The following is a 20,260-nucleotide window of genomic DNA, read 5'->3' on the forward strand; positions in this document are numbered from 1 at the left end:
GGCGGTCAGGCGGCGCCGGGGTCGGCCGACAGGACGAGCCGGACCGAGACGTTCTCGTACCCGGCGCGTTCGAACGCCCGCGCCATCGGGACGTTGCCCGCGTCGGTGTCGGCCATGATGCCCGGCACGCCGCGCTCGGCGTGGAAGCGGGTGATCTCGCCGAGCAGCTCGTCGACGTAGCCTCGGCCCCGGTGCGCGGGCACCACGCCGAGGTAGCCGACCACGGGCCCGGCGTCGTTGGCGGAGGGCAGCGCGACGCCGACCAGGTCGCCGCTCTTGTCGTAGGCCAGCCGCCACCAGGACCGCTCGCCCCGCATCGAGCGGTTGTCGCGGACGTCCTCGCGGGCCTGCTCCACGGGGTCCATGGTCATCAGGGCCTGGCGGGTGTGGAAGTCGAGGGTGCCCTCGGCGACCTGGCGGAAGGCGTCCACGAACACCTCGTCGTCGTCATCGCCGCGGAAGACCAGCCGGTCGGACGGCTCGGGCACCGGCGAGCCGGGCGTCCAGGCGTAGCGCAGGCGTTCCAGCTCCTCGGTCAGCCCGGCACGGCCGGCGGCCTCCCAGCGCCAGGCGATGGCCGCCGACGCCTTCGGGTCCTCGCGCCAGCCGTTGGAGACGAAGACGTGGTACTCCGGCGTGCGGCCGAACGCGGCGTGCGCGTGGCGCAGCAGCTCGGCAGCCAGCCCCACACGGTCCTCGACCGAGGGGTGGACGTAGACGCAGTCGAGGGCGAGCGGTCGCTCCTCGCCGGCGAAGCCCCACCAGACGGCGCGGGCCAGGATCTCGCCGTTCTCCTCGGCGAGCCAGATGCGGTCGTAACGGTAGTTGCGGCTCTCCAGGAAGGAGAGCAGCCGGTCGGGATGGGCCCAGCTGATGGATTCGTCGACGACGCAGCCGAGCAGGCGGTCGAGGTCAGCCTCGGTCGCGGGACGGAAAAGCACAGTTCCTCCGAGAAATGAAAATCACACTTACACTGCCAAACATCTCAGTGCCTCCCTTCTCCCGACATTTCGCAGCACTCTAGCCCAGCTTGCCGTCGCCCGCTCGCCGTTTTCCCCGGACGTGATCTTCCCCTCGTGGCCGGAGGACGACGTGAGTACGCTGGACCGCGTCCAGTTTCCGGCGTTTCGCGATCCGGCGGGACGATTCCGATCCGGCCGACGATGAGGACAGGGATGAGGACAGGATGGGCTCCGTGAGGTCCTACGACGACGACACCCTGCCGCTGCAACCGCCGATCCGGCTCCCCGACGCCGCCACCCTGGCCTCCGCGGTCCGCGCCGCGCCGCTCGCGGGCGAGCTGAAGGCCCTGCTCGACCCGCCCGACGACTCCCAGACCGCCCTGCCCGACGCCTCGCAGGCCGAGCAGGGAGACGAGCAGGGGGACGAGCGTGCCGGCGACGCGCGGGTGCTGGAGGCGTGGGCGCGGGTGTGCCGGGCGCGGCTGGCCGCCGACGAGCGGCTGCTGCTGGAGCTCATCCGCATGTTCCTGTCCAGGGAGCCGGTCGCCGGGCGGGTGCCCCAGGCGCTGACCGACCTCGGGCTGGTGCGGCAGGCGGAGCCGTACACGCTGAGCTGGCTCGGGCTGTGGGTGGCGCGGCTGATCATCGCCGAGACCGCCGGGCAGGAGATCCCCGTCATGGGGACGCTGGCCGGCGCCGACGCCGCCACGCTGCTGCACGGCCTGCGCTCCTACCCCGAGGCCGAGCGGAGCGAGGAGCTGGCGGGCTGGCTGGCCGGCCGCGACCGCGAGCCGGCCGCCGCCGAGATCGCCGGGGCGCTGGCCGGGGTGAGCCCGCTGAGCCGGGCGGTCGGCGTGGAGCTGCTGGAGTCGAGCCTCGGCGAGGAGGGCCGCCGGGCGCTGCGCGGCCTGCTGGCGGAGCCCCGGCTGGGCGCGGTGGTCGCGGCCAGGACGGGCCGCGAGGAACGGCGGCCCACCCCCGACGAGATCGCCTGGGTGCTGGTGGACATGGCGGCGGCGCTGCTGGAGTTCGGCGGCGGCGAGGCGGGCGAGGTGATCGACTCGATCGCCATGGGGATGGACGCGGAGGAGCAGGCGGGCACGATCGCGATCCTCGCCTTCGGCGACCACCCGTGGACGGGACGGGTCCTGCGGGTCGTCATCGACCACCACCCGGACGAGCGCGTCACGGCCGCGGCCCGCAAGGCCCTGCGCCGCCTGCGCGGCCTCGCCGACATCCGCACCTGACGGGACACGCCTGCGGGAGGCACGACTCTGCGGGGACACGGCTCTGCGGAGAGGAATGCCAGGCACGACTGCGGGGCCGCGGGTGCGGCGGGCGGGGCCGCGGGTGCGGCGGGCGGGGCCGGTAAAGTCGGCTTGATGACGAAGCATACGATCTCCCCGCAGAGCGGCATCCTGGGCGACGGCTTCGGCTGCGACTGCGGCGCGGTGCTGGCCGGGCGGATGGCGGCCGAGCTGCACGCCGCCGAGAACGGCCGGTGCTCGGCCTGTCTCGGCTCGGCGGTGGAGCAGCTGGCCCCCGACCTGACGCGCGGGTGCACGGTCTGCGCGGCGACCGGAGGCCGCAAGGAGCAGATCACCTGGCAGCTCGCCCACACCGAGGCCGAGGAGCTGATCACGATGACCGTGGTGCGCGGCATCGTGGCGGGGTTCGACGGGCCGTTCCATCTGTCGGAGATCGCCGACACGGTGCGGGCCGGGTTCGGGCTGCCCGCCGGGCGGCTGCCGGTGGGGCCGCGGGTGCGAGACCTGCTGCTCCAGCTCCAGGCGGCGGGCGAGGTCGCCATGCTGTCGGCCCCCGACGAGCTGCTGGGCACCGACCAGGTGCTCTACCGCGACCCCCAGTGGCAACGCACCCGCACCCTCGGCCTCTGACCCACACCACCCGCCCGGCGGATCAGGGGCGGCCCGCCATCCGCCCGCCGGGTCAGGGGCGGCAGAGGATCTCGCCGTGCAGGACGGAGAGCCAGGCGTCGTCGGAGGCGGCCCATTCCAGCCAGCCGGCGGCCATGCGCTCCAGGTCGGACTCGGTGGCCGCGCCCGTGGCGAGCGCCTGCTCGGCCAGCGCCGACCGCCGGACGCGGTCGGCCCACATGCCGCCCCACCACGCGCGGTCCTCGGGGGCGGCGAAGCACCAGGTGGAGGAGGTGGCGGTGACCTCCTGGAAGCCGGCGGCGCGGGCCCAGGACAGCAGGCGCCGCCCGGCGTCCGGCTCGCCGCCGTTCGCGCGGGCGAGGCGCTGGTAGAGGGCCATCCAGTCGTCCAGCGCGGGCAGGCGCGGGTACCAGGCGAAGGCCGAGTAGTCGCTGTCCCTGGCCGCGACGTACCCGCCGGGCTTGGTCACCCGGCGCATCTCGCGCAGCGCCCGCACCGGGTCGCCCACGTGCTGGAGCACCTGGTGGGCGTGGACCAGGCAGAAGGTGTCGTCGGGGAAGTCGAGCGCGTGCGCGTCGGCGACGGCGAAGTCCACGTTGCCCAGCCCGCGCGCGCCGATCTCGGCCCTGGCCAGCGCCAGCGCGTCCTCGGTCACCTCCGACGCCGTCACGTGGGCCACCAGCGCGGCCAGGTCAGCGGTGATCGTGCCTGGCCCGCTGCCCACGTCGAGGACCTTCATCGCGGGCCGCAGGTGCGGCAGCAGGTACGCGGCCGAGTTCTCGGCCGTGCGCCACCGGTGCGAGCGCAGAACGGACTCGTGGTGCCCATGGGTGTAGACGGCGTCCATCGAAAGACTCCTTCACGACGATGTGTACTCCGACCCTAGCGCGAGTCTCATCTGTCGAGAGGATGTGTCTTTCTATATGAGACGGCGTCGTGCGTCCGGCGTCGCTCATAGACTGGTCGCGGCAATGTCTCGGCAAAAGGAAGGCGTGGTCGTGGGAGAGGTCCGGCCGATCGTGCACGTGGGCGATCCGGTGCTGCACAATCCGTGCGAGCCGGTCACCCGGTTCGACGGCGAGCTGGCGGCGCTGGTCGACGACATGTTCGCGAGCATGTACGCGGCCGAGGGCGTGGGCCTGGCCGCCAACCAGATCGGCGTGCCGCTGCGGGTGTTCGTCTACGACTGCCCCGACGCCGAGGGCGTCGGCCACAAGGGCGTCGTGGTCAACCCGGCCCTGGAGCTGCCCGGCCTCGGCGAGCGCCGCCTCGACCCCGACGACGAGGGCTGCCTGTCGGTGCCCGGCCAGTTCGCCCCGCTGCCCCGGCCCGACCACGCCACCGTCCACGGCTTCGACGCCGAGGGGCGGCCGGTCACGGTCGAGGGCACCGGCCTGCTGGCCCGCTGCCTCCAGCACGAGACCGACCACCTCGACGGCTACCTGTACATCGACCGCCTGCCGGCCAAACGCCGCAAGCAGGTGTTGGCAGCCTACGAGCAGACCAAGGCCGCTAAAGAGGACATTTCTCCGCTATAGTGGAGGAATGCAAGGTGAAGGCGTGCTGTCCAGCGGGCTGTCCCTGGCCGAGCTGGGCGGGCGCATCCGCGCCGAGCGGCGCGGGCGCGGGTTGTCCGTCGAGCGCCTGGCCGAGCTGAGCGGCATCAGCCGGAGCATGGTCTCCGACGTCGAGCGCGGCGCGAAGTCGCCGACCGTGCTGGTGCTCGACCGGCTGGCCACGGCCCTCGGCACGTCGATCTCCCGGCTGCTCGACGAACCGGCGCGCGAGGACGTGCGCGTGCTGCGGCACGACCGGCAGCGGGTGCTGCGCGACCCGTCCGGCTGGGAACGGCGGGTGTTGTCGCCGGTGCTGGCCGACGTGGAGTTCGAGTTCATGCGGACCACGATCGGCCCCGGCGTGGACGCGGGCGAGTTCGCCCCGCACGCCCGGGGCTCGCGCGAGTACCTGGCCGTCGAGCGCGGCACGCTGCGCCTGACGATCGACGACCGGCCGTACGAGCTGGCGGCCGGGGACTCGGCCGCCTACCCCGGCGACCACCGCCACGCCTTCGCCAACGACGGTACCGCCGACTGCGTCTTCTACCTGGCCATGGAGCTGAGTGGCGGCGGCCACCACGAGACCTGGAGGGAATCCCCGCATGGATGAGCTGCGCCGCGCCGGCGTCAGGGCTGCCGAGATCGCGGCCGCCCATCTGGAGGGCGTCCCGGCCGGGCCGGTGTGGCGGCCGGTGCCCGCCGCCGAGCGCGCCTGGCTGGGCGAGCTGCCGCTGCCCGACGCCGGACGTCCGCTCGACGCGCTGCTCGACGACGTGGGCGCCCATGTGCTGCCGTACCCGATGGGCAACGGGCATCCGCGCTTCTTCGGCTGGGTGAACTCGCCGCCATCCCCCGCCGGCGTGCTCATCGAGCCGCTGGCCGCCGCGCTCAACCCGAGCTGCGCGGGCGGCGACCACGCGGGCCCGCTGCTGGAGCGTACGGTGGTGCGCTGGCTGGCCGAGCTGGTCGGCTTCCCCCACCCGCCCGGCGGCGGCCTGCTGACCAGCGGCGCGTCGATGGCCACGATCGTCTGCCTGGCCACGGCCCGGCAGCGCGCCGCGCTCGCCGACGGCTGGGACGCCCGTGAGGAGGGCCTGCACGGCCGCCCGCCCATGATCATGTATGTCACCGAGGAGGGCCACAGCTGCCTGCACAAGGCGGCCCAGCTGCTCGGCCTCGGCGCCCGGAACGTCCGCAAGGTGCCGGTGGACGCCTCCTTCCGCATGGACGTCGGCGCGCTGCGCACGATGATCGCCGACGACCTGGCGGCGGGCCTGCGGCCGTTCTGCGTGGCGGGCAGCGCGGGCACCGTCAACTCCGGCGCGGTCGATCCGCTCGACGCGATCGCCGACGTGGCCGCCGAGCACGGGCTGTGGTTCCACGTGGACGGCGCCTACGGCGCGCTCGGCGTGCTCGACGCGCGCTCGGCGCCCGCCTACGCGGGGCTGGACCGGGCCGACTCGCTGGCCCTGGACCCGCACAAGTGGCTCGGCGTCCCGGTCGGCTGCGGCTGCGCGCTGCTGCGCGACCCGGCCGCCGCGCGGGCCGCCTTCAGCCTGGTGCCGTCGTACCTGATCGACGACAGCGCCGACGACCTGGGCTGGTTCGCCGAGTACGGGCCCGAGCAGACCCGTCCGTTCCGGGCGCTGAAGACCTGGGCGACATTGTCGTACCTGGGCAGGGAGGGCGTCACGCGCCTGGTCGAGCACACCGGCGGCCTGGCGCGCACGCTGGCCGCCATGGTCGAGCAGGCCCCGGACTTCGAGCTGCTCGCGCCGGTCGCCACCTCCATCACGGCCTTCCGCCACACGCCCGCGACGATCGGACCCGGCGGGCTCGACGCGCTCAACCGGGCCCTGCCGGGCGCGGTCCAGGCCCGCGGCAACGCCTTCCTCACCGGCACCCGCCTGGGCGGCCGGGACGCGCTGCGGGCCTGCTTCCTGCATCCCGACACCACCGAGGACGACCTGACGATCCTGCTGGAGGAGATCCGCCTGGCGGCGAAGACGCTCTGAGGCCCGGTAAAGGGCTTCCCTGCGGACGTACCGGACACGCATGGCCGGACGCCGGGATCCGACAAAGCCCTGTGAGCTCTCCCCCGGCCCGGGTAGTAAGCGGCCGGGACGTGAGCAATCAGGAGGATCCCATGGCAGAGACCGTGGCAGACGTGATGACTTCCCACCCGGCGACGGTCGAGTGCGACCAGCCGGTGTCGGCCGCCGCGGCGCTCATGCGCGACAACGACGCGGGCGCGGTGATCGTCAACGAGAACGGGCGCATGAAGGGCATCGTCACCGACCGGGACATCACGATCCGGGTGGTGGCCGCCGAGCGGGGGCCGGAGACGCCGGTCAGGGAGGCGTGCAGCCCGTCGGTCGAGGCGGTCGGGCCCGACACGAGCATCGACCAGGCCGTGCAGATCATGCGCTCGCACGCCGTGCGCCGCCTTCCGGTCGTCGAGGACGGCCGTCCCGTCGGCATCGTGAGCCTGGGCGACCTGGCGGTGGAGCGCGACCCGGACTCCGCGCTCGCCGACATCTCGTCCGCGGAGGGCAACCGCTAACGTGGTTGTGTGATCACCGTCGAGGACGTCCGGCGCTTCGCGCGCACCCTTCCGCGCTCGTCCGAGCACCTGATCCGGGACCGCGTCAAGTTCCGCGTCGGAAAGATCGTCTACGTGGCGTTCTCGCGGGACGAGACGCTGATGGGCTTCGGGTTCCCGAAGGAGGAACGCGAGGCCCTGGTGGCGGCCGAGCCGGACAAGTTCCTCATGCCCGGCGAGTCCGATCTGCGCTTCAACTGGGTGGTCGCCCGCATGGACGCCCTCGACGCGGCGGAGATGCGGGAGCTGGTGCTGGAGGCGTGGCGCATGTGCGTCCCCAAGAAGGTCCGCCTGGAACAGCAACTCCAGACCGGCCCCTGACCCGTTCCGCCCGGTCCGTGAACCACCTCTGAGGCGCGCCGCCGGCCTGTTCTGCCGGTGCGCGTCCCTTCCGGCGTGCTGCCGGTGCGCGTCTCTTTCGGCGTGGCCGATCCGGCGAGCGGTGACCCACCCCGCCCCGCGCCGGCCCACCGTGACCCCCGTGCCCCCCGCCGGGCCGCGGCATGCCCCCGGCCGATCGCGCGACGCGCGCCGGCCCGGCGAGAGCGCCGCGGCATGGGCAACGATGCGTCCCAGCGGAATGGGACCCCTGTGGCACAGCCCCCTTTCGGGAACGAATCCCACAAAAAGGGCAGACGACTGTAAGTCAGATAAGTCCCCCTTCTCCGCATATTTCCGTTGAGTCCGTAGCCCAGGGCGAGAACCCGGCTTCTTCAATTCGGATTCAACAGGCAATTGTTGGCATCAGTCCCACCAGCACCACCAGTAACACCTCCAATCCACCCGATTCGCGCTATACACCGCTTACCCGCATTGCTGCGGGTTGGCAGGTCACGACGTGCGTCAGCATTCCAGGCGCGACCCTCACCCGAAACCGATTCACATTACCGACAATCCGGACAACATCCCCCAAAGGCTGCACCTTCCCTGGAATTTAGTTCGGATCACAGTGAAGTAACAAACCCCTCTAAATGGCATCTAATTCGGTCAGCATGGCCGCTAAAAATGAGAGGGCTACGCGTCTCGAACGGGCGAGACCCATTCATGCCCTCCTCTGGCAACGCCTTTCCACCGAAGGACTCGGATATGACATCAGCCTTGCGCTGCCGGGCGACGCGCGCTCTCGTCGTCATGGCGGGGGCGCTGACGCTCGCGCTGCCGGTACCGCCGCACGCCCTCCCCGCCCGCGCGGCGGCGGCCGCCGCCCCGGAGACGCTGCCCCTGGACATGGTGGTCGCGGTCGACGAGTCGGGGAGCCTGTCGGCCGGGGCCGTGTCCCGGGAGATCGAGGCCACCTCCACGATCGCCCAGAGCGTGCTGAACCCGCAGAGCAGGGTCACCGTGATCGGCTTCGGCAGCAACAACGGCCGGCCGGGGCAGAACGCCGTCGACCAGGTGTGCCGGCCCACCGTCGTGGGCGACGGCGTCAGCCTGCAGTACCTGTCGGAGTGCGTGAAGGGCCTGCACCGGCGGACCGACGAGGAGGGGAACGACACCGACCACGTGGCGGCGCTCACCCAGGCGCTGGCGACGCTGCGCGACGGGTCGCCAGCCAACGCGCTGAAGGTGGTCTTCCTGCTGACCGACGGCCACCTGGACGTGCCGCGCAGCCCCGCCTACGGCAGCGGCTCCGAGACCGACCCGGTGGTGCGGCAGCGCCGCAACGAGGGCGCCGCGCAGCAACTCGGCGACGTGATCGGGCAGACGCAACGGGAGGGCGTGCAGATCTGGCCGCTGGGCTTCGGCGCGGGGGTCACGCAGGAGAACCTGGACAGGTTCGCCGCCGGCGGCTCGCGCGCCGGGTGCGACACCCGCGACGAGTCGCGGCCGCGGGCCCGCATCGTCCGCGACGACAGGGACGTCACCCGCTCGCTGTTCGAGGCGTACGCCGCGGCCACCTGCTCGGGCCTGACCCCGACGGACTCCACCACCGTCGAGGACGGCCAGGTGCGCGAGCTGAAGGTCGAGATCCCGCTGATCGCCACCGACGGCACCATCACGGTCAGCAAGAGCGACCCCCGGGTGCTGGCCGAGTTCGTCGACCCCCGCGGCCGCACGGTGACGACCGGCACGGCCGGCGACTCCACCTTCGCCCACAGCGGCGCGAACACCGCGACGGAGGCGCTGCGCATCGTCAACCCGCTCAACGGCACGTGGACGGTCCGGCTGAAGGCGCCCCAGCGGCTCAGCCGGCGGCTGGTGAGCGCGACCGCGCTGTGGCAGGGCGCGGTGCAGGCCGCGATCGTGCCGGAACCGCCCTCGGCCCGCGCCGGGCAGGAGGTCAGGATCCGGCTCTCGCTGGTCACCCGCAGGGGCGCGATCACCGACGAGGAGGCGCTGCGCGGCCTGACGTTCTCGGTGACCGCCACCGGGGGCGGCCTGGCGCAGCCGCAGACCGTCCAGGTCAGGGACGACGGAAGCGCCCCGGACGACAGGGAGCACGACGGCCGGTACGCGGGCGTCTTCGCCGCACCGCAGGGGCCGGGCGACGTCACCCTGACGGGGGTCGTCGCGGGCACCGGCATCAGGGCCGAACGGGTGCCGACCACCGTCACGGTGGGGGCCGCGGAGACCGTCGTCCAGGGCCAGATCGAGTTCGACGGCGACGGCACCGTGCGTCAGGGGGAGGTCGTGCGCGGCCGGGTGACCGTGCACAACGGCGCCTCCTCGCCCAGACGGGCCCGGCTGGCGCTCCGGAGCGTCGCCGGGGTGCGCGCGACGCCGGCCCCCGACGGGCCGGTCACGCTGCCGCCCGGCGACTCCACCACCCCCTTCACCATCCGCTTCGGCAAGGACGCGGCGCTCGGCGGCGCGTCCTTGGAGGTGCGGCTGGCCGACGCCGGCGACCCGGCCGTGGCGTACGCCTCCGGACTGCTCACCGTCTCGGTCGAACGTCCGCCCACCTGGTGGGAGACCTACCGCAGGTACATCGCGGCGGCCGCGCTCGTCCTGCTGCTGGCGGCCGTGACGCTGCTGCTGGTCCGCGCCGCGCGCCGGCGCAGGGTGAACGTGCGCGGCCTGTCGGTCGCGCTGACGCTCGACGGTGAGCGCACCGGCGCGGAGCTGAAGGCGCCCAGCAGCTGGTCCCCCCGCTTCCGGTTCGCGCTGCGCGGCGACACCTACGCCGCGCGTCTCGTGCCGCCCGGTCCCGACGACGGCGACCAGGTGTTCACCGTCTGCCGGGCCGGCGCGGGCGTCACCGTCGAGACGCCCGAAGGCGACCGCTACCCGCTGGGGATGGGGGTGGAGAGCGAGCCGCTGCCGAGCGGGCACCGGCTGGTCTTCCGGGACGCGGCCAAGCGGCGCGGCACGGCCCGGCGCGCCGGGCTCCGCCGCCCTGCCAACCCGGCCCCGCCGGCCCCCGACCCCGCCCCCGACCCCGGCGGCGAGCCACGGGACCGGGAGGACTCCTGGCAGCGGACCGCCCCCGACTACGACAGCCCCTGGCTCTGAGGCCGCGAGGAGACACCCCATGAAGCTCTACCAACCCCTGCTCTTCGTCGGCCTCGGCGGCACCGGCTGCGCGATCGGCGCCGGGCTGGAACGCAGGCTGCGCGAGGAGATCTGCGGCCCCGACGGCAGCCTCTTCCAGCGCAAACGCGAGGACGCCCAGCGCTACCAGCTCCCGGCCTGCCTGCAGTTCGTCTACGCCGACGTCAACCAGGCCGAGCTGGACCGGCTGCCGCTGAGCGTCGTGCCCGGCCCGCAGCACGTGCACACGGCGCAGCTCACCGCCCACTACGTGCGCGGCCTGGTGCCGCAGGTGGACTCCTACCCCCAGGTGGCGGTGAACCTGCGGCTGGCGGCCGGGGAGGCCGTGCGCGGCTGGCTGCCGCCCAGCCACGGGGAACCGCGGGTGCTGCCCCTGCAGAAGGGCGCCGGGCAGATGCCGACCGTCGGGCGGGCGGCCCTGTTCGAGACCTTCCGCGACGGGATCGGCCCGGCGATCCGCGACATCGACGCGGCCATCGGCAACCTGTCCGGCAACCAGGCGGCCACCGACCTGTTCCGGCTGGCCGACGGCGCGACGATCAACCCGAGGGCGGTGGACGTCTTCGTGGCGTTCTCCGTCGCCGGGGGCACCGGCGCGGGCATCTTCTACGACTACCTCCACCTGATCAGCAGGCAGTTCCAGGAGACGGACCTGAAGCCCAAGATCTACCCGCTGGTGCTCATGCCCTCGGCCTTCGAGTCGGGCGCGGGCGGCGGACGACCGGCCGAGCTCAACGCGGGCCGGGCCCTGCTCGACATGTTCCAGCTGGTGGACCACCAGAACACCGCCGACGCCGTCCGCCACCTGCCCGGTCTGGAGGGCGACCAGGGCGACCCGGAGGAGATCGCGGTGCGCTACCCGCTGGAGGGACGCGTGGCGATGCGGCCGGGCGTCGCCCAGACCGCGTTCCTGTTCTCCCGCCCGACCGGCGCCAAGCCCGGCGACCTCCGGCGCTCGGTGGTGTCGCTGGTGATGTCGCTGATCGGCACCGAGCTGAGCCCGAAGGTCCGCAACGACGGCGAGCAGCACCAGTCCTTCGCCGACAGCTTCATCAATTCCGTCGCCCAGCGGCAGACCATGGCCGAGAACGGCGTGGGCAACCGCGGGGTGTCCACGGCGCTGGTGACGTCGCTGACCACGCCGGTGGAGGAGCTGGCCGACGTCGTGGCCGGACGGCTGCTGCGGGCCGCCGTCGAGGAGCTGCGCGAGCCGTCGCCGGGCGCGGAGAGCAACCGGGCGCTGATCGAGGAGTTCTTCACGCTCTCGCACATCCACCAGGTCTTCGCCCGGCGGCAGGTGGAGTACGCCGAGCCCGAGCCGGCCACGGGCGCCCGCGAGGTGCTGGCGGCGCTGGCCGACCGCCTGGCCTCGATGCGGATCGGGCTGAACGAGCTCCGGGCGCAGCTCGACCAGAGCGTCCCCGCCATGGTGAGCCAGTTCGACCCGGGCAGCGCGGTGCTCGGGCTGCTCGGCACGATCGACCCGTTCCGGGTGCGGCGCGTGCTGTTCGGGCACGCCTCGCTCGCCGACCCGGTGGACCAGTCCGGGGCCAAGGGCCTGATGCAGCGCCGCAGCGTGCCCCCGCCGCCGCCGCCGGGCATCCGCGAGGCGCCGCCCGCCCTGCCCCAGCTGCGCGACCGCTCGCTCGGCATGGTCAAGGTCAAGTGGACCGACGACGCCCCGGCGGAGGCCCGGCAGCAGCAGGAGATCTGGTACAGCTGGCGCAGCCGGGTGTTGTGGACCGAGCCGTGGGCGTCCCAGCACCAGCGCTGGGAGCGCGCGCTCGGCGTGGCCGAGGACCATCTGCGCGCGCTCAACCAGACGCTGCACGACCTGGCCCGGCAGGACCCCAACCGGTTCAGGGAACGTTCCGAGCACCTGTACCGGCCCCGGGTCGGCGTGGTCTTCCACCTGCCGACCGGCAGCCTGGAGCAGTTCTACCGCAACGCCGTCACCCGCATCCGGGAGCGGCTGATGATCGAGCCGACCGCCGACGACGCCGAGGTGCTGCGGCGCCTGATGGGCCAGGACGGCTGGCAGCGGATCTACCGCCAGTCGATCGAGACGACCCCCGAACGGGCGGTCCACGAGCTGCGCGAGCGGATCAAGACCGACGTCAAGACGTACCTGCAGGAGGAGACGCAGGGGCGCGCGACGCTGCTGCCCAAGCTGCGCGACCTGCTCGACCAGGCGGCGGGGCTGGGCTCGGACCGTCCCCGGTTCGGGGAGACGGAGCTGGAGGAGTTCCGCAGCCGGCTCACCGGCCTGGTGCCGGCCAACTTCACGCCGCAGGGCACCGGGCCGCTGAAGGTGCTGGTGTCCTACCCGGGCGCCGAGAACCAGGCCATCGCCGCCTACCTGCGCACGTCGTTGCAGCTTCCCGAGGGACCCGGCATCACCTTCGAGTTCACCGGCACCACCGCCGAGTCCGTCTCGGTCGTGCTGTTCCGGTCCTCGATGGGCATCACCGACGTCAAGGAGGTCCGGCACGTCCTGCGGACTTGGGCGGACGCGGTGCACCGGCCGCGCCGGGACGACTTCCTGCCCTGGCGGCAGCGCACCGGCTACGACTTCGGCTACCTCGCCACCCGGGAGGAGCACCGGGTGCTCATCCTGCACCGGCTGCTGTGCGCGATGTGGAACGGCGACGTGCGGGTGCTGGGCGACCCGGCCTCGCCGTCCCAGGCGGAGGTCCGGCTCAACGAGGTGGCCATGTCGCTCGGCCTCAAGGCGCTGGAGGACGCCTCCTCCTGGGGCAGCCTGCTCCAGGCGTACGAGCTGTGGGCGCTGGCCGACAACGACGACGCCGCCCGGGTGTTCTGCGCCCAGCTCATGCAGGCGGCGCCGTACAAGCTGGACGAGGGCACGCATCCGCCGTCGAAGCTGTTCGAGCTGGTCGTGGGGCTGGCCGGGGAGCAGGTCGACTGCCTGGACCGGATGCTCGTCGAGATCGCCCCGGCGAACCGGGCCAGGGCCCGGATGCTGCGCCGGTTCTGGCACGAGACGCTGCCCGCGGCGATGGCCGTCACGTTCGAGCTGCCCGGCGCGACGCGGGAGAACCTGCACGCCCTGTACGAGGCGTACAAGCGCCGGACGGGCGGCGCCGCGTGAGCGGGCGGGTGGTCCGGCTGAACCTGCGGGGCCTCGGCGAGGGCGCACTCGGCGAGGTGGCGGCGCTGCTGTCCGACGACGGCCAGGAGGACCTGACCTCGCTGCTGGTGGTGGACGACGTCGCGGCTCTGGCCGGGCACCGCCGCGCCTACGAGATGCTGCTGGCCTCCCGCTACACCGACGAGGTGCTGTGCGTGGCGGTGGGCCGGCCGCAGGGCGAGCCGCACCGGATCGCGCTGCCGGGCAGCCTGACGCAGGCGGCCGGGGTGTTGTGGGTGCCCGATCCGTACGGGATCGACTGGCGGCCGGCCGCGGCGGCGCCCGCGGTACGGCGGGACCGGGCGGAGGGCGCCGAGGCAGGCCTGCTGCGCCTGCTCGACGTGCTGTCGCTGAGCGAGGTGTTCCACGAGGCGCTGCGCCGGGTCGAGCGCATGCCCGGCCGCATCGCCAATCCGGGCATCAGGCTGGCCTGGACGGGCGCGGGCGGCGGCGACCTGCGCCAGGCGCTCGCCGCGGCCGGCGGGCGGCTGCTGGCCGCCGGCGGGGGCGAGCCGCCCGAGCCCGCCGCGGCGCCGGCCGCTCCGCCGACGGCGCCGCCCTTGCGGCTGGCCCCCGGCGGGCCTCTGGCGAGCCTGGCGGACCAGGCGCGGGCCGCCCTGGACGAGGCGGCCGCCCTGGGGGACGAGCTGGGCGACGACGTGTCCCTCATGGTCGGCCCGGTCCCCGCGGGAACGGCGGCGACCGCCGCAGGGCAGGCACTCGGCCGGCTGCGGGAGCGGCTGGAGGAGCTGTTCGTCGCGGCCCACAGCGGCGCCAGGCCCGACGCCGGCTCCCGGGCGGCCGTCACCGCGGCCGGGATCGTCCCCGCCGAGCCGGAGGAGTTCGACGCCGCCCGCGTCCGCGCCTCGATCGGCCGGTACCTGGACGCCGGCCTGCGGGCCGGCACGCCGCTGCCCCGCCTGGTCGAGGGCCTGGACCGGTGGCAGACGCGGCTGATGCCGCACGGCAGCCGGGCGCTGGTGCCCCGGCTGCGGGAGGTCTGCCCGGACGCGCTGGTGGCGGGGCTGCGCGATCCCGAGCCGATGGCGGGTCCGCAGCCGTGGCTGCCGGCCGTCGGCCTGGTGAGCGCGGCACTGGCCGGGCTCACCCCGTTCGGGGTGGCCAGCGGGCTGGTGATGGCGCTGCTCTGGACGCTGTCGGTCACGCTGACCGTGCTGCGCGGGCCCGGCGGGCGGCCGGGCGGGCACCTCGGCGCGCTCGCCGCGAACGCCGCCGCCGCCGTGGTGGGCGGCGCCGCGGGCGGGCTGGCCGGTGCGGCGCTGGAGGCGGCGGGGATCCTGCCGCAACCGGCGTGGGCGCTGGTGCTGATCGTGGCGCTGGCCGGCGCGGCGTGGGCGATCCGCGGCTCCTGGCGGCGGCGTACGGCGGCCTGGGCGGCGGCGCGGCGCTTCGACGCGGCCGCGAAGGCGGTCGACGACCTGCTGTCCGTCGCCGGCGCGGCCGACCGTGAGTGGGCGCGGGCGGGGGCGCGGGTGGACGCCGCCGACGCGACGGCCCGGGTGAGCGCCGCCCTCGCGCACGTCGCCGCGGTCGTCGCCGAGCGCACCCGTCCGCCGGGCGGCGCGGCGCACGACGTCCCCGGGCGGCGGGACCGGCGGGTCGAGCACTTCCTGGCGGACCTGGTGCGTGAGGCGGCGGCGCCGGCGCTGCGCGGGCTGGCCGCCGGCTCGACCGCCGAGCACGGCGAACGGGCCGGTGGCAGGGCCGCCGAGCTGTTCTCGGTCTGGGAGAAGCACGTCGCCGAGCACGGCATGGACGATCCGCCGCCGTTCGCGACGGAATGGGCGGTCGAGGCCGACGGCGCCGCGCCGGAGGAGGACCTGCCGGAGCTGGCCTCGGCCGCGGGCCACGACGTGTCCGCCGTCATGTGGCAGCTCTGCCTGGCCCGCGACCTGTCGCTGCTGGACGTCGGCGCCGGGCCGCCCGCCGCTGTGCGCTTCGCCCCGCGCCCCTGCCGGGCCGCGCTGGAGGAGTCGCTGCCCGCCGGGACGGTGTGGGTGCCCTCGGCGCGCCACGCCGGGACGCTGCGCCTGGTCCCGGTACGGCCGGGCGTCGCCCGCCAGACCTGGGCGGACGAGCCGGAGCCCGTCCAGGAGGGCGAGCGCCGATGACCGCGCCCATGACCGCGCCGATGACCGAACCGGGAACGGTGCTGCGCTTCCGCGACCGCCACGGCGCCTCCGCCGAGGTCACGGTGACCGGCCGCCGCGAGGACCCCGTCCCGCCCGCGCCGCCGCTGCGTTCCTGCCTGCTCGCGCTCTCCTGGCCCGACGGGAGGCAGCGCGAGGCCCGCCACGTCGGGCCGGCGGCCGCGGGGCCCGGGGCCGGGTACGACGCCCTCGACAACGAGATCCTGGCGGGTCTGCGGCTGAGCAGGATGTGCGGTTCGGCGCCGTACCCGCCGCAGGTGTCCCGGCTGATCGGCTACGAGGCGGACGGCGAGCTGCCGTTCGTCCTGCTGGAGCCCTACCGCGGCAAGCCCGTCGGCGGCACGCTGGGCCGGATCCTGCCGAGTGAGAACCTGCCGTTCCAGCGGAGCCTGCTGACCGGGCTGCGGTGGACGAGCGCCGCCGGGATCGCGCACCGGGCGCTGTCGCCCGAGACCGTCCACTGGGACACCGTGTGCGCGCAGATCACCGGCTTCGCCGAGGCCGCCCTGGCCGGGACGCCCCGGTCGGTGGCGGGCGCGCCGCCCTGGTGGGCGCCCGAACAGCGGCCCGGCCAGACCGCCGGCGTCGTGACCGGCGAGGACGACGTCTGGGCGGCGGGACGGCTCATCTTCTGGGTGGCGACCGGCCGCGCCCCGGAGCGGGCCGACCTGGCCGACGCGCCGTCCGACCTGGCGCGCCTGCTGCGGGGCGTCTTCGGCCCGCCCGAGGGGCGTCCGTCGGTCCGCGAGCTGCTGCGGCGGCTCGACGTCCCCGACCCGGTGCCGCGCGGGATGTCGCCCGACGTGGCGCTGGAGCGCGGCCGAGCGGACTTCTTCGCGCTGCGGGCGCTCAAACACCCGCAGACCGCGCCGGTCGCCGAGCCGGTCCCGCCCGCCCCGGCCGCCCCCGAAGAGCCGGCCCGGCGCGGGCGCCCCTGGAGGCGGCGCAGATGAGCGTCCTGCACCAGGTCACCTACGGGTGGCAGCGCTCGGCGTCGGGCCCGGCCTTCGGCCCCACGGCCTCCACGCTCAGGCCGGACGAGCTCGCGCGGCTCCACCGCCAGGTCGAGCACTGGCTGCGCACGGACCCCGGCGGCTCGCCGGGGGTCAGCCACGTCTACGCGATCTTCGACCGGCAGGCCGTGCTGGTCCGGCGCGAGCAGCCGCGCGGGGGGCGCAGCGCGCTGGCCCGGCTGCTCGTGGGCGCGCCCGCGCTGCTGACGCCCCGGCTCGCGCTGGAGCTGCGCGACTGGCGCTGGCTGCGCGGGCCGGGAGGGCGCCTGATGCCGCTCACGGTGCGCGGCGTCGAGCCGTACCGGGCCGGCCTGGACGCCGAGGCGCGCTCGCCGGAGCCGTTGGCGCAGCTCGTGCCGCTGCTGTCGCACGTGCTGGCCGGCGCGGAGGGCCCGATCGAGCTGCCGCCGTCGCAGTGCGCGCACGCGCTGCTGTGGGGGCTGGACGCCGTCCTCGGCGCGGCCGCCGGCGAACCGTGGGACACCCTGCCGCCGCTGGCCTTCGAGACCTACGACGACCGGGCCAGGCCGCCCAGCCATCCGGGGCTGCTCGTCCGGTTCCGCGAACGCGCGGGGACGCTGCCCGCGCATCCCGTCCACGACAGCGTCGCCGGCCGGCTGGTGGCCGACTACGCGCGCAGAGCCAACGGAGCGCCCATGCCCCCATCCGCACCGGCCGGCCCGGCCGCCCGCGAGGCGAGCGGCCCCCTCGTGCCGTGCCCGATCTGCGCCGCGACCCTGACGTGGGACGAGCGCGAGCTCTACCGCTACGACCGCGGCGAGGGCGCCTACGTCGCGCTGACGATCCCGGACAGCGCGAGCCCCACGCAGCGGGCGGTGCTGCGGCGCACGGCCTTCGTCCGCTGCCCGGGACCGGCGGAGGACGGGCCCGGAGCGGCCCACTACCTCCCGCTCGCCTACGGCGGGCACGGCACGCCGTCGGTCTACGGGTTCGTCGGCGCGACCAACTCCGGCAAGACGCACCTGCTGATCTCGATGATCGCGCAACTGGAGAAACACGGGCTCGGCCCCGGCCTGAGCCATCAGGCGATCAGCCTGGCGGCCCACCAGAGCCTGGTCGACGAGCAGGTCAGTCCGTTCCTCAACGACTCGCGGGTGGTCGAGCACACCCGGCCGGGAGCCGTCGGCCTGGTGGACGTCTTCCTGGTGCGCGAGGCGGGCGGGGACGCGCGCCCGGTCGCGCTGTTCGACGTGGCGGGCGGCGACCTGCTGGAGATCGAGTCGGCGCGCCGCTTCCTCGACGTGGCCGACGGGCTGATCTTCGTGGTGAACGCCGCCGAGCTGGGCCGGGACGAGCTCGGCGACCGCACCTTCGCCACCGTGCTGGAGCTCCTGCAGGGGTCGGGCCGCCTGGCCGAGCTGAGCACGGCGATCGTGCTGGGCAAGGCCGACCTGCTGCGCTTCGAGGACCCGATCGCGTGGTGGCTGCGGCAGCCGGACCGGGTGCTCGACCCGGAGTCCTCGCTGCGGGAGAGCGCCGACGTCTACGCCTACCTCCGGGCCAGGCAGGCCGACGCCTGGACGCGGCCCTACCGCGAATGCCGCAGGGCCACCTTCCACGTGGCCTCGGCGGCCGGCTCCGACACCGTGGCGGACAAGACGTTCGTCCGTGGCGTGCGGCCCTGCCGGGTGCTCAATCCGCTGATCTCGCTGATGGCGATGACCGGCGTGCTCACCTCCCCAGAAGCCCGGAGGATCGGAATCTGATGAACGCGACGTCAGTCGACCAGGTCGAGTTCCGCTGGCGGCCGGGCAAGGATTTCGGGCCGATCGCCTGCTCCACCGAGGATCCGCGCGTCCACCACGCCTCCCGGCTGATCCTGCCCATGGCCACGCTGCCGCGGGGGGTGACCTCCGGTCATCGCAGCCTGGTCTACCTCGTCCTGCCCGGCGACGAGCTGGCCACGATCATCGAGCGCTCGTACGACCCGGACGCGCTCGTCCTGACCGCGCCGTCCTCGCGGGCCGGCGGCGGCCGTCATCCGCAGGTGGCGCGTGCGCTGATCGGGCCGTGCGCGGCGGTGAGCGTCGACCTGGCGCTGGCCTGCCTGTGGCAGGGGCTGGGCGCGCTGAGCCTGGGAGAGCCGCCCGGCCAGGTCCCGCAGGGCCGGACGCTGGCCAGGCTGCCGGCCGCCGACCACGAGGAGCTGACCGCGTCCTTCCTCGCGCGCGCCGCCGGCCGGCCGCAGCCCGTCCAGGGCCTGACCGCCCTGGTGGCCGCCGTCCTGCGGCAGCCGGGACGGCCCCTCGCGGCGATGCTCCCGGCCACCGACCCCCAGGCGCCCGTCCCGGGCGCTTACCTGCGGGGGCTGCGGTTCACCGCCGCGGTGCTGCTCCAGGGGACGGCGCACGCCTGGCGTCCGTCGTTCTCCACCTTCGAGGCGGCGCAGGGCGACGACCGCGGCGGCCTGCAGCCGCACCTGGTCTTCCGCGTGGCCCAGGCGCACGGCGGTGCGCCGCCCACCCAGCCGCGGGAGGAGAACAGGATCGCTTTGTGGGAGGAGCCGCGGGCGCCCGCCGACGAGTGCGACACGCTCGCCCGCTGCCTGGTCAGGGCCTACCAGGAGCTGGGCGGGACGGGCGTGGCCGGGCGGCTGGAGGCGGTCGTGTCGCAGTACCGCACGCTGGAGGCCCGGCTGGAGGCGGCGGCCGTCTGCCTGCGCCAGTACGCCGACCCGCCCGCGTCGGGCTACGTCTTCGCGGTGCAGAAACCGGCCTCGCCCGCCACCACCGGGGCGCACCGCGCGCCCGGCGGCGCGGACCCGGTGAGCGCCCCGCCCGCCGCCCCGGGCGGCCCGCAAGAGACGGACGGCATGGACGGAAAGCTGCTGGCCGAGCTGTACCGGATGTTGCCCGCCCAGGACGGCGACGCCTTCTTCCAGCTCGTCGAGTGGATCTGCGCCGCCGCCGGCCGCCGGGTGAGGGTGCCGGAGGCCGAGGCGGCGCAGATCGTCGAGCAGCTCAACCACGCGGACTGGCACGCCGCCCGGCTGACCGGGCACTACCGCGACCTCGCGCCCTCGCGGCTGGCCGGCCTGCTGCAACCGCTGCTCGGCCCGCGGCTCGACCGGGGGCAGCCGATGCGCTGGCTGGCCGCGCGGCTGGCACGGGAGGACGGCGCGGAGGTGTGGGCCCGGGCCGGCGCGCTCATCTACGCCCGGCTGGACGATCCGCGCCAGGCCGCCGTCCTGGCCGACCGGCTGCTGCCCGACCTGCTGCACCGGATGGCCGAGCCCCGCCAGGAGACGGCGCCGCGCCTGCCTGCGTCGCGTCCGGCACAGCCGCCGGGCCTGCCGCCCGACTGGTGGCGGCGGCCGGCGCGGGTGCCGCGCTGGCTGCTGGCCGGCCTGGTCCTGGCCGTGATCGTGCTGAGCCTCCTGCTGGTCTGGTGGTGA

The 20,260-nt window shown here is 74.8% G+C and carries 15 protein-coding genes; 13 read left to right on the plus strand and 2 right to left on the minus strand.

Annotation, left to right across the window (positions count from 1 at the left end):
* Positions 1-5: 5 nt before the first annotated feature.
* Positions 6-941, minus strand: coding sequence for a GNAT family N-acetyltransferase (locus tag ACFYUV_RS16355; protein ID WP_387669307.1), 936 nt, complete (start codon positions 939-941; stop codon positions 6-8).
* Between the two features lie 254 nt (positions 942-1,195).
* Here ACFYUV_RS16355 and ACFYUV_RS16360 point away from each other — a divergent pair, with 254 nt between their 5' ends.
* Positions 1,196-2,209, plus strand: coding sequence for a hypothetical protein (locus ACFYUV_RS16360; protein WP_387669309.1), 1,014 nt, complete (start codon positions 1,196-1,198; stop codon positions 2,207-2,209).
* 135 nt (positions 2,210-2,344) lie between these two features.
* A complete protein-coding gene (locus ACFYUV_RS16365; RefSeq protein WP_358286420.1) occupies positions 2,345-2,860 on the plus strand; it encodes a hypothetical protein in 516 nt (171 codons plus the stop codon).
* Positions 2,861-2,912: 52 nt separating this feature from the next.
* Here the strand turns inward: ACFYUV_RS16365 and ACFYUV_RS16370 are convergent, their stop codons facing one another.
* Positions 2,913-3,707 (minus strand): class I SAM-dependent methyltransferase, encoded by a 795-nt coding sequence (locus ACFYUV_RS16370; RefSeq protein WP_387669311.1) that lies wholly within the window; start codon positions 3,705-3,707, stop codon positions 2,913-2,915.
* A gap of 124 nt (positions 3,708-3,831) precedes the next feature.
* Between ACFYUV_RS16370 and def the strand changes: the two genes are divergently transcribed.
* From def to ACFYUV_RS16425, 11 genes are all read left to right on the plus strand, one after another.
* Positions 3,832-4,398, plus strand: coding sequence for a peptide deformylase (def, locus tag ACFYUV_RS16375; protein ID WP_387669312.1), 567 nt, complete (start codon positions 3,832-3,834; stop codon positions 4,396-4,398).
* Between the two features lie 7 nt (positions 4,399-4,405).
* A complete protein-coding gene (locus ACFYUV_RS16380) occupies positions 4,406-5,026 on the plus strand; it encodes an XRE family transcriptional regulator (protein ID WP_364337438.1) in 621 nt (206 codons plus the stop codon).
* Positions 5,019-6,431 (plus strand): pyridoxal phosphate-dependent decarboxylase family protein, encoded by a 1,413-nt coding sequence (locus tag ACFYUV_RS16385; RefSeq protein ID WP_387669313.1) that lies wholly within the window; start codon positions 5,019-5,021, stop codon positions 6,429-6,431. Before ACFYUV_RS16380 ends, ACFYUV_RS16385 begins: the two co-directional genes overlap by 8 nt.
* Positions 6,432-6,562: 131 nt before the next feature.
* Positions 6,563-6,979 carry a CBS domain-containing protein gene (locus ACFYUV_RS16390; RefSeq protein ID WP_358286410.1) on the plus strand — a complete coding sequence of 139 codons (417 nt, stop codon included), beginning with the start codon at positions 6,563-6,565 and terminating at the stop codon, positions 6,977-6,979.
* A gap of 9 nt (positions 6,980-6,988) precedes the next feature.
* Positions 6,989-7,339, plus strand: coding sequence for an MmcQ/YjbR family DNA-binding protein (locus tag ACFYUV_RS16395; protein WP_352350971.1), 351 nt, complete (start codon positions 6,989-6,991; stop codon positions 7,337-7,339).
* Positions 7,340-8,104: 765 nt separating this feature from the next.
* Positions 8,105-10,471 (plus strand): vWA domain-containing protein, encoded by a 2,367-nt coding sequence (locus ACFYUV_RS16400; protein ID WP_387669315.1) that lies wholly within the window; start codon positions 8,105-8,107, stop codon positions 10,469-10,471.
* Between the two features lie 19 nt (positions 10,472-10,490).
* Positions 10,491-13,622: a tubulin-like doman-containing protein gene (locus tag ACFYUV_RS16405; protein WP_387669317.1), complete on the plus strand. Its 3,132-nt coding sequence runs from the start codon at positions 10,491-10,493 to the stop codon at positions 13,620-13,622.
* Positions 13,619-15,793: a hypothetical protein gene (locus ACFYUV_RS16410; protein WP_387669319.1), complete on the plus strand. Its 2,175-nt coding sequence runs from the start codon at positions 13,619-13,621 to the stop codon at positions 15,791-15,793. The genes ACFYUV_RS16405 and ACFYUV_RS16410 overlap by 4 nt, the downstream gene beginning before the upstream one ends.
* The gene (locus tag ACFYUV_RS16415; protein WP_387669320.1) at positions 15,790-16,785 is read left to right on the plus strand and encodes a hypothetical protein; all 996 of its coding nucleotides are present in this window, start codon (positions 15,790-15,792) and stop codon (positions 16,783-16,785) included. Before ACFYUV_RS16410 ends, ACFYUV_RS16415 begins: the two co-directional genes overlap by 4 nt.
* The gene (locus ACFYUV_RS16420; protein ID WP_387669321.1) at positions 16,782-18,572 is read left to right on the plus strand and encodes a hypothetical protein; all 1,791 of its coding nucleotides are present in this window, start codon (positions 16,782-16,784) and stop codon (positions 18,570-18,572) included. The genes ACFYUV_RS16415 and ACFYUV_RS16420 overlap by 4 nt, the downstream gene beginning before the upstream one ends.
* The gene (locus ACFYUV_RS16425; RefSeq protein ID WP_387669322.1) at positions 18,572-20,260 is read left to right on the plus strand and encodes a hypothetical protein; all 1,689 of its coding nucleotides are present in this window, start codon (positions 18,572-18,574) and stop codon (positions 20,258-20,260) included. The genes ACFYUV_RS16420 and ACFYUV_RS16425 overlap by 1 nt, the downstream gene beginning before the upstream one ends.

This window comes from Nonomuraea sp. NPDC003560, from assembly GCF_042878785.1.
Lineage (GTDB): Bacteria > Actinomycetota > Actinomycetes > Streptosporangiales > Streptosporangiaceae > Nonomuraea.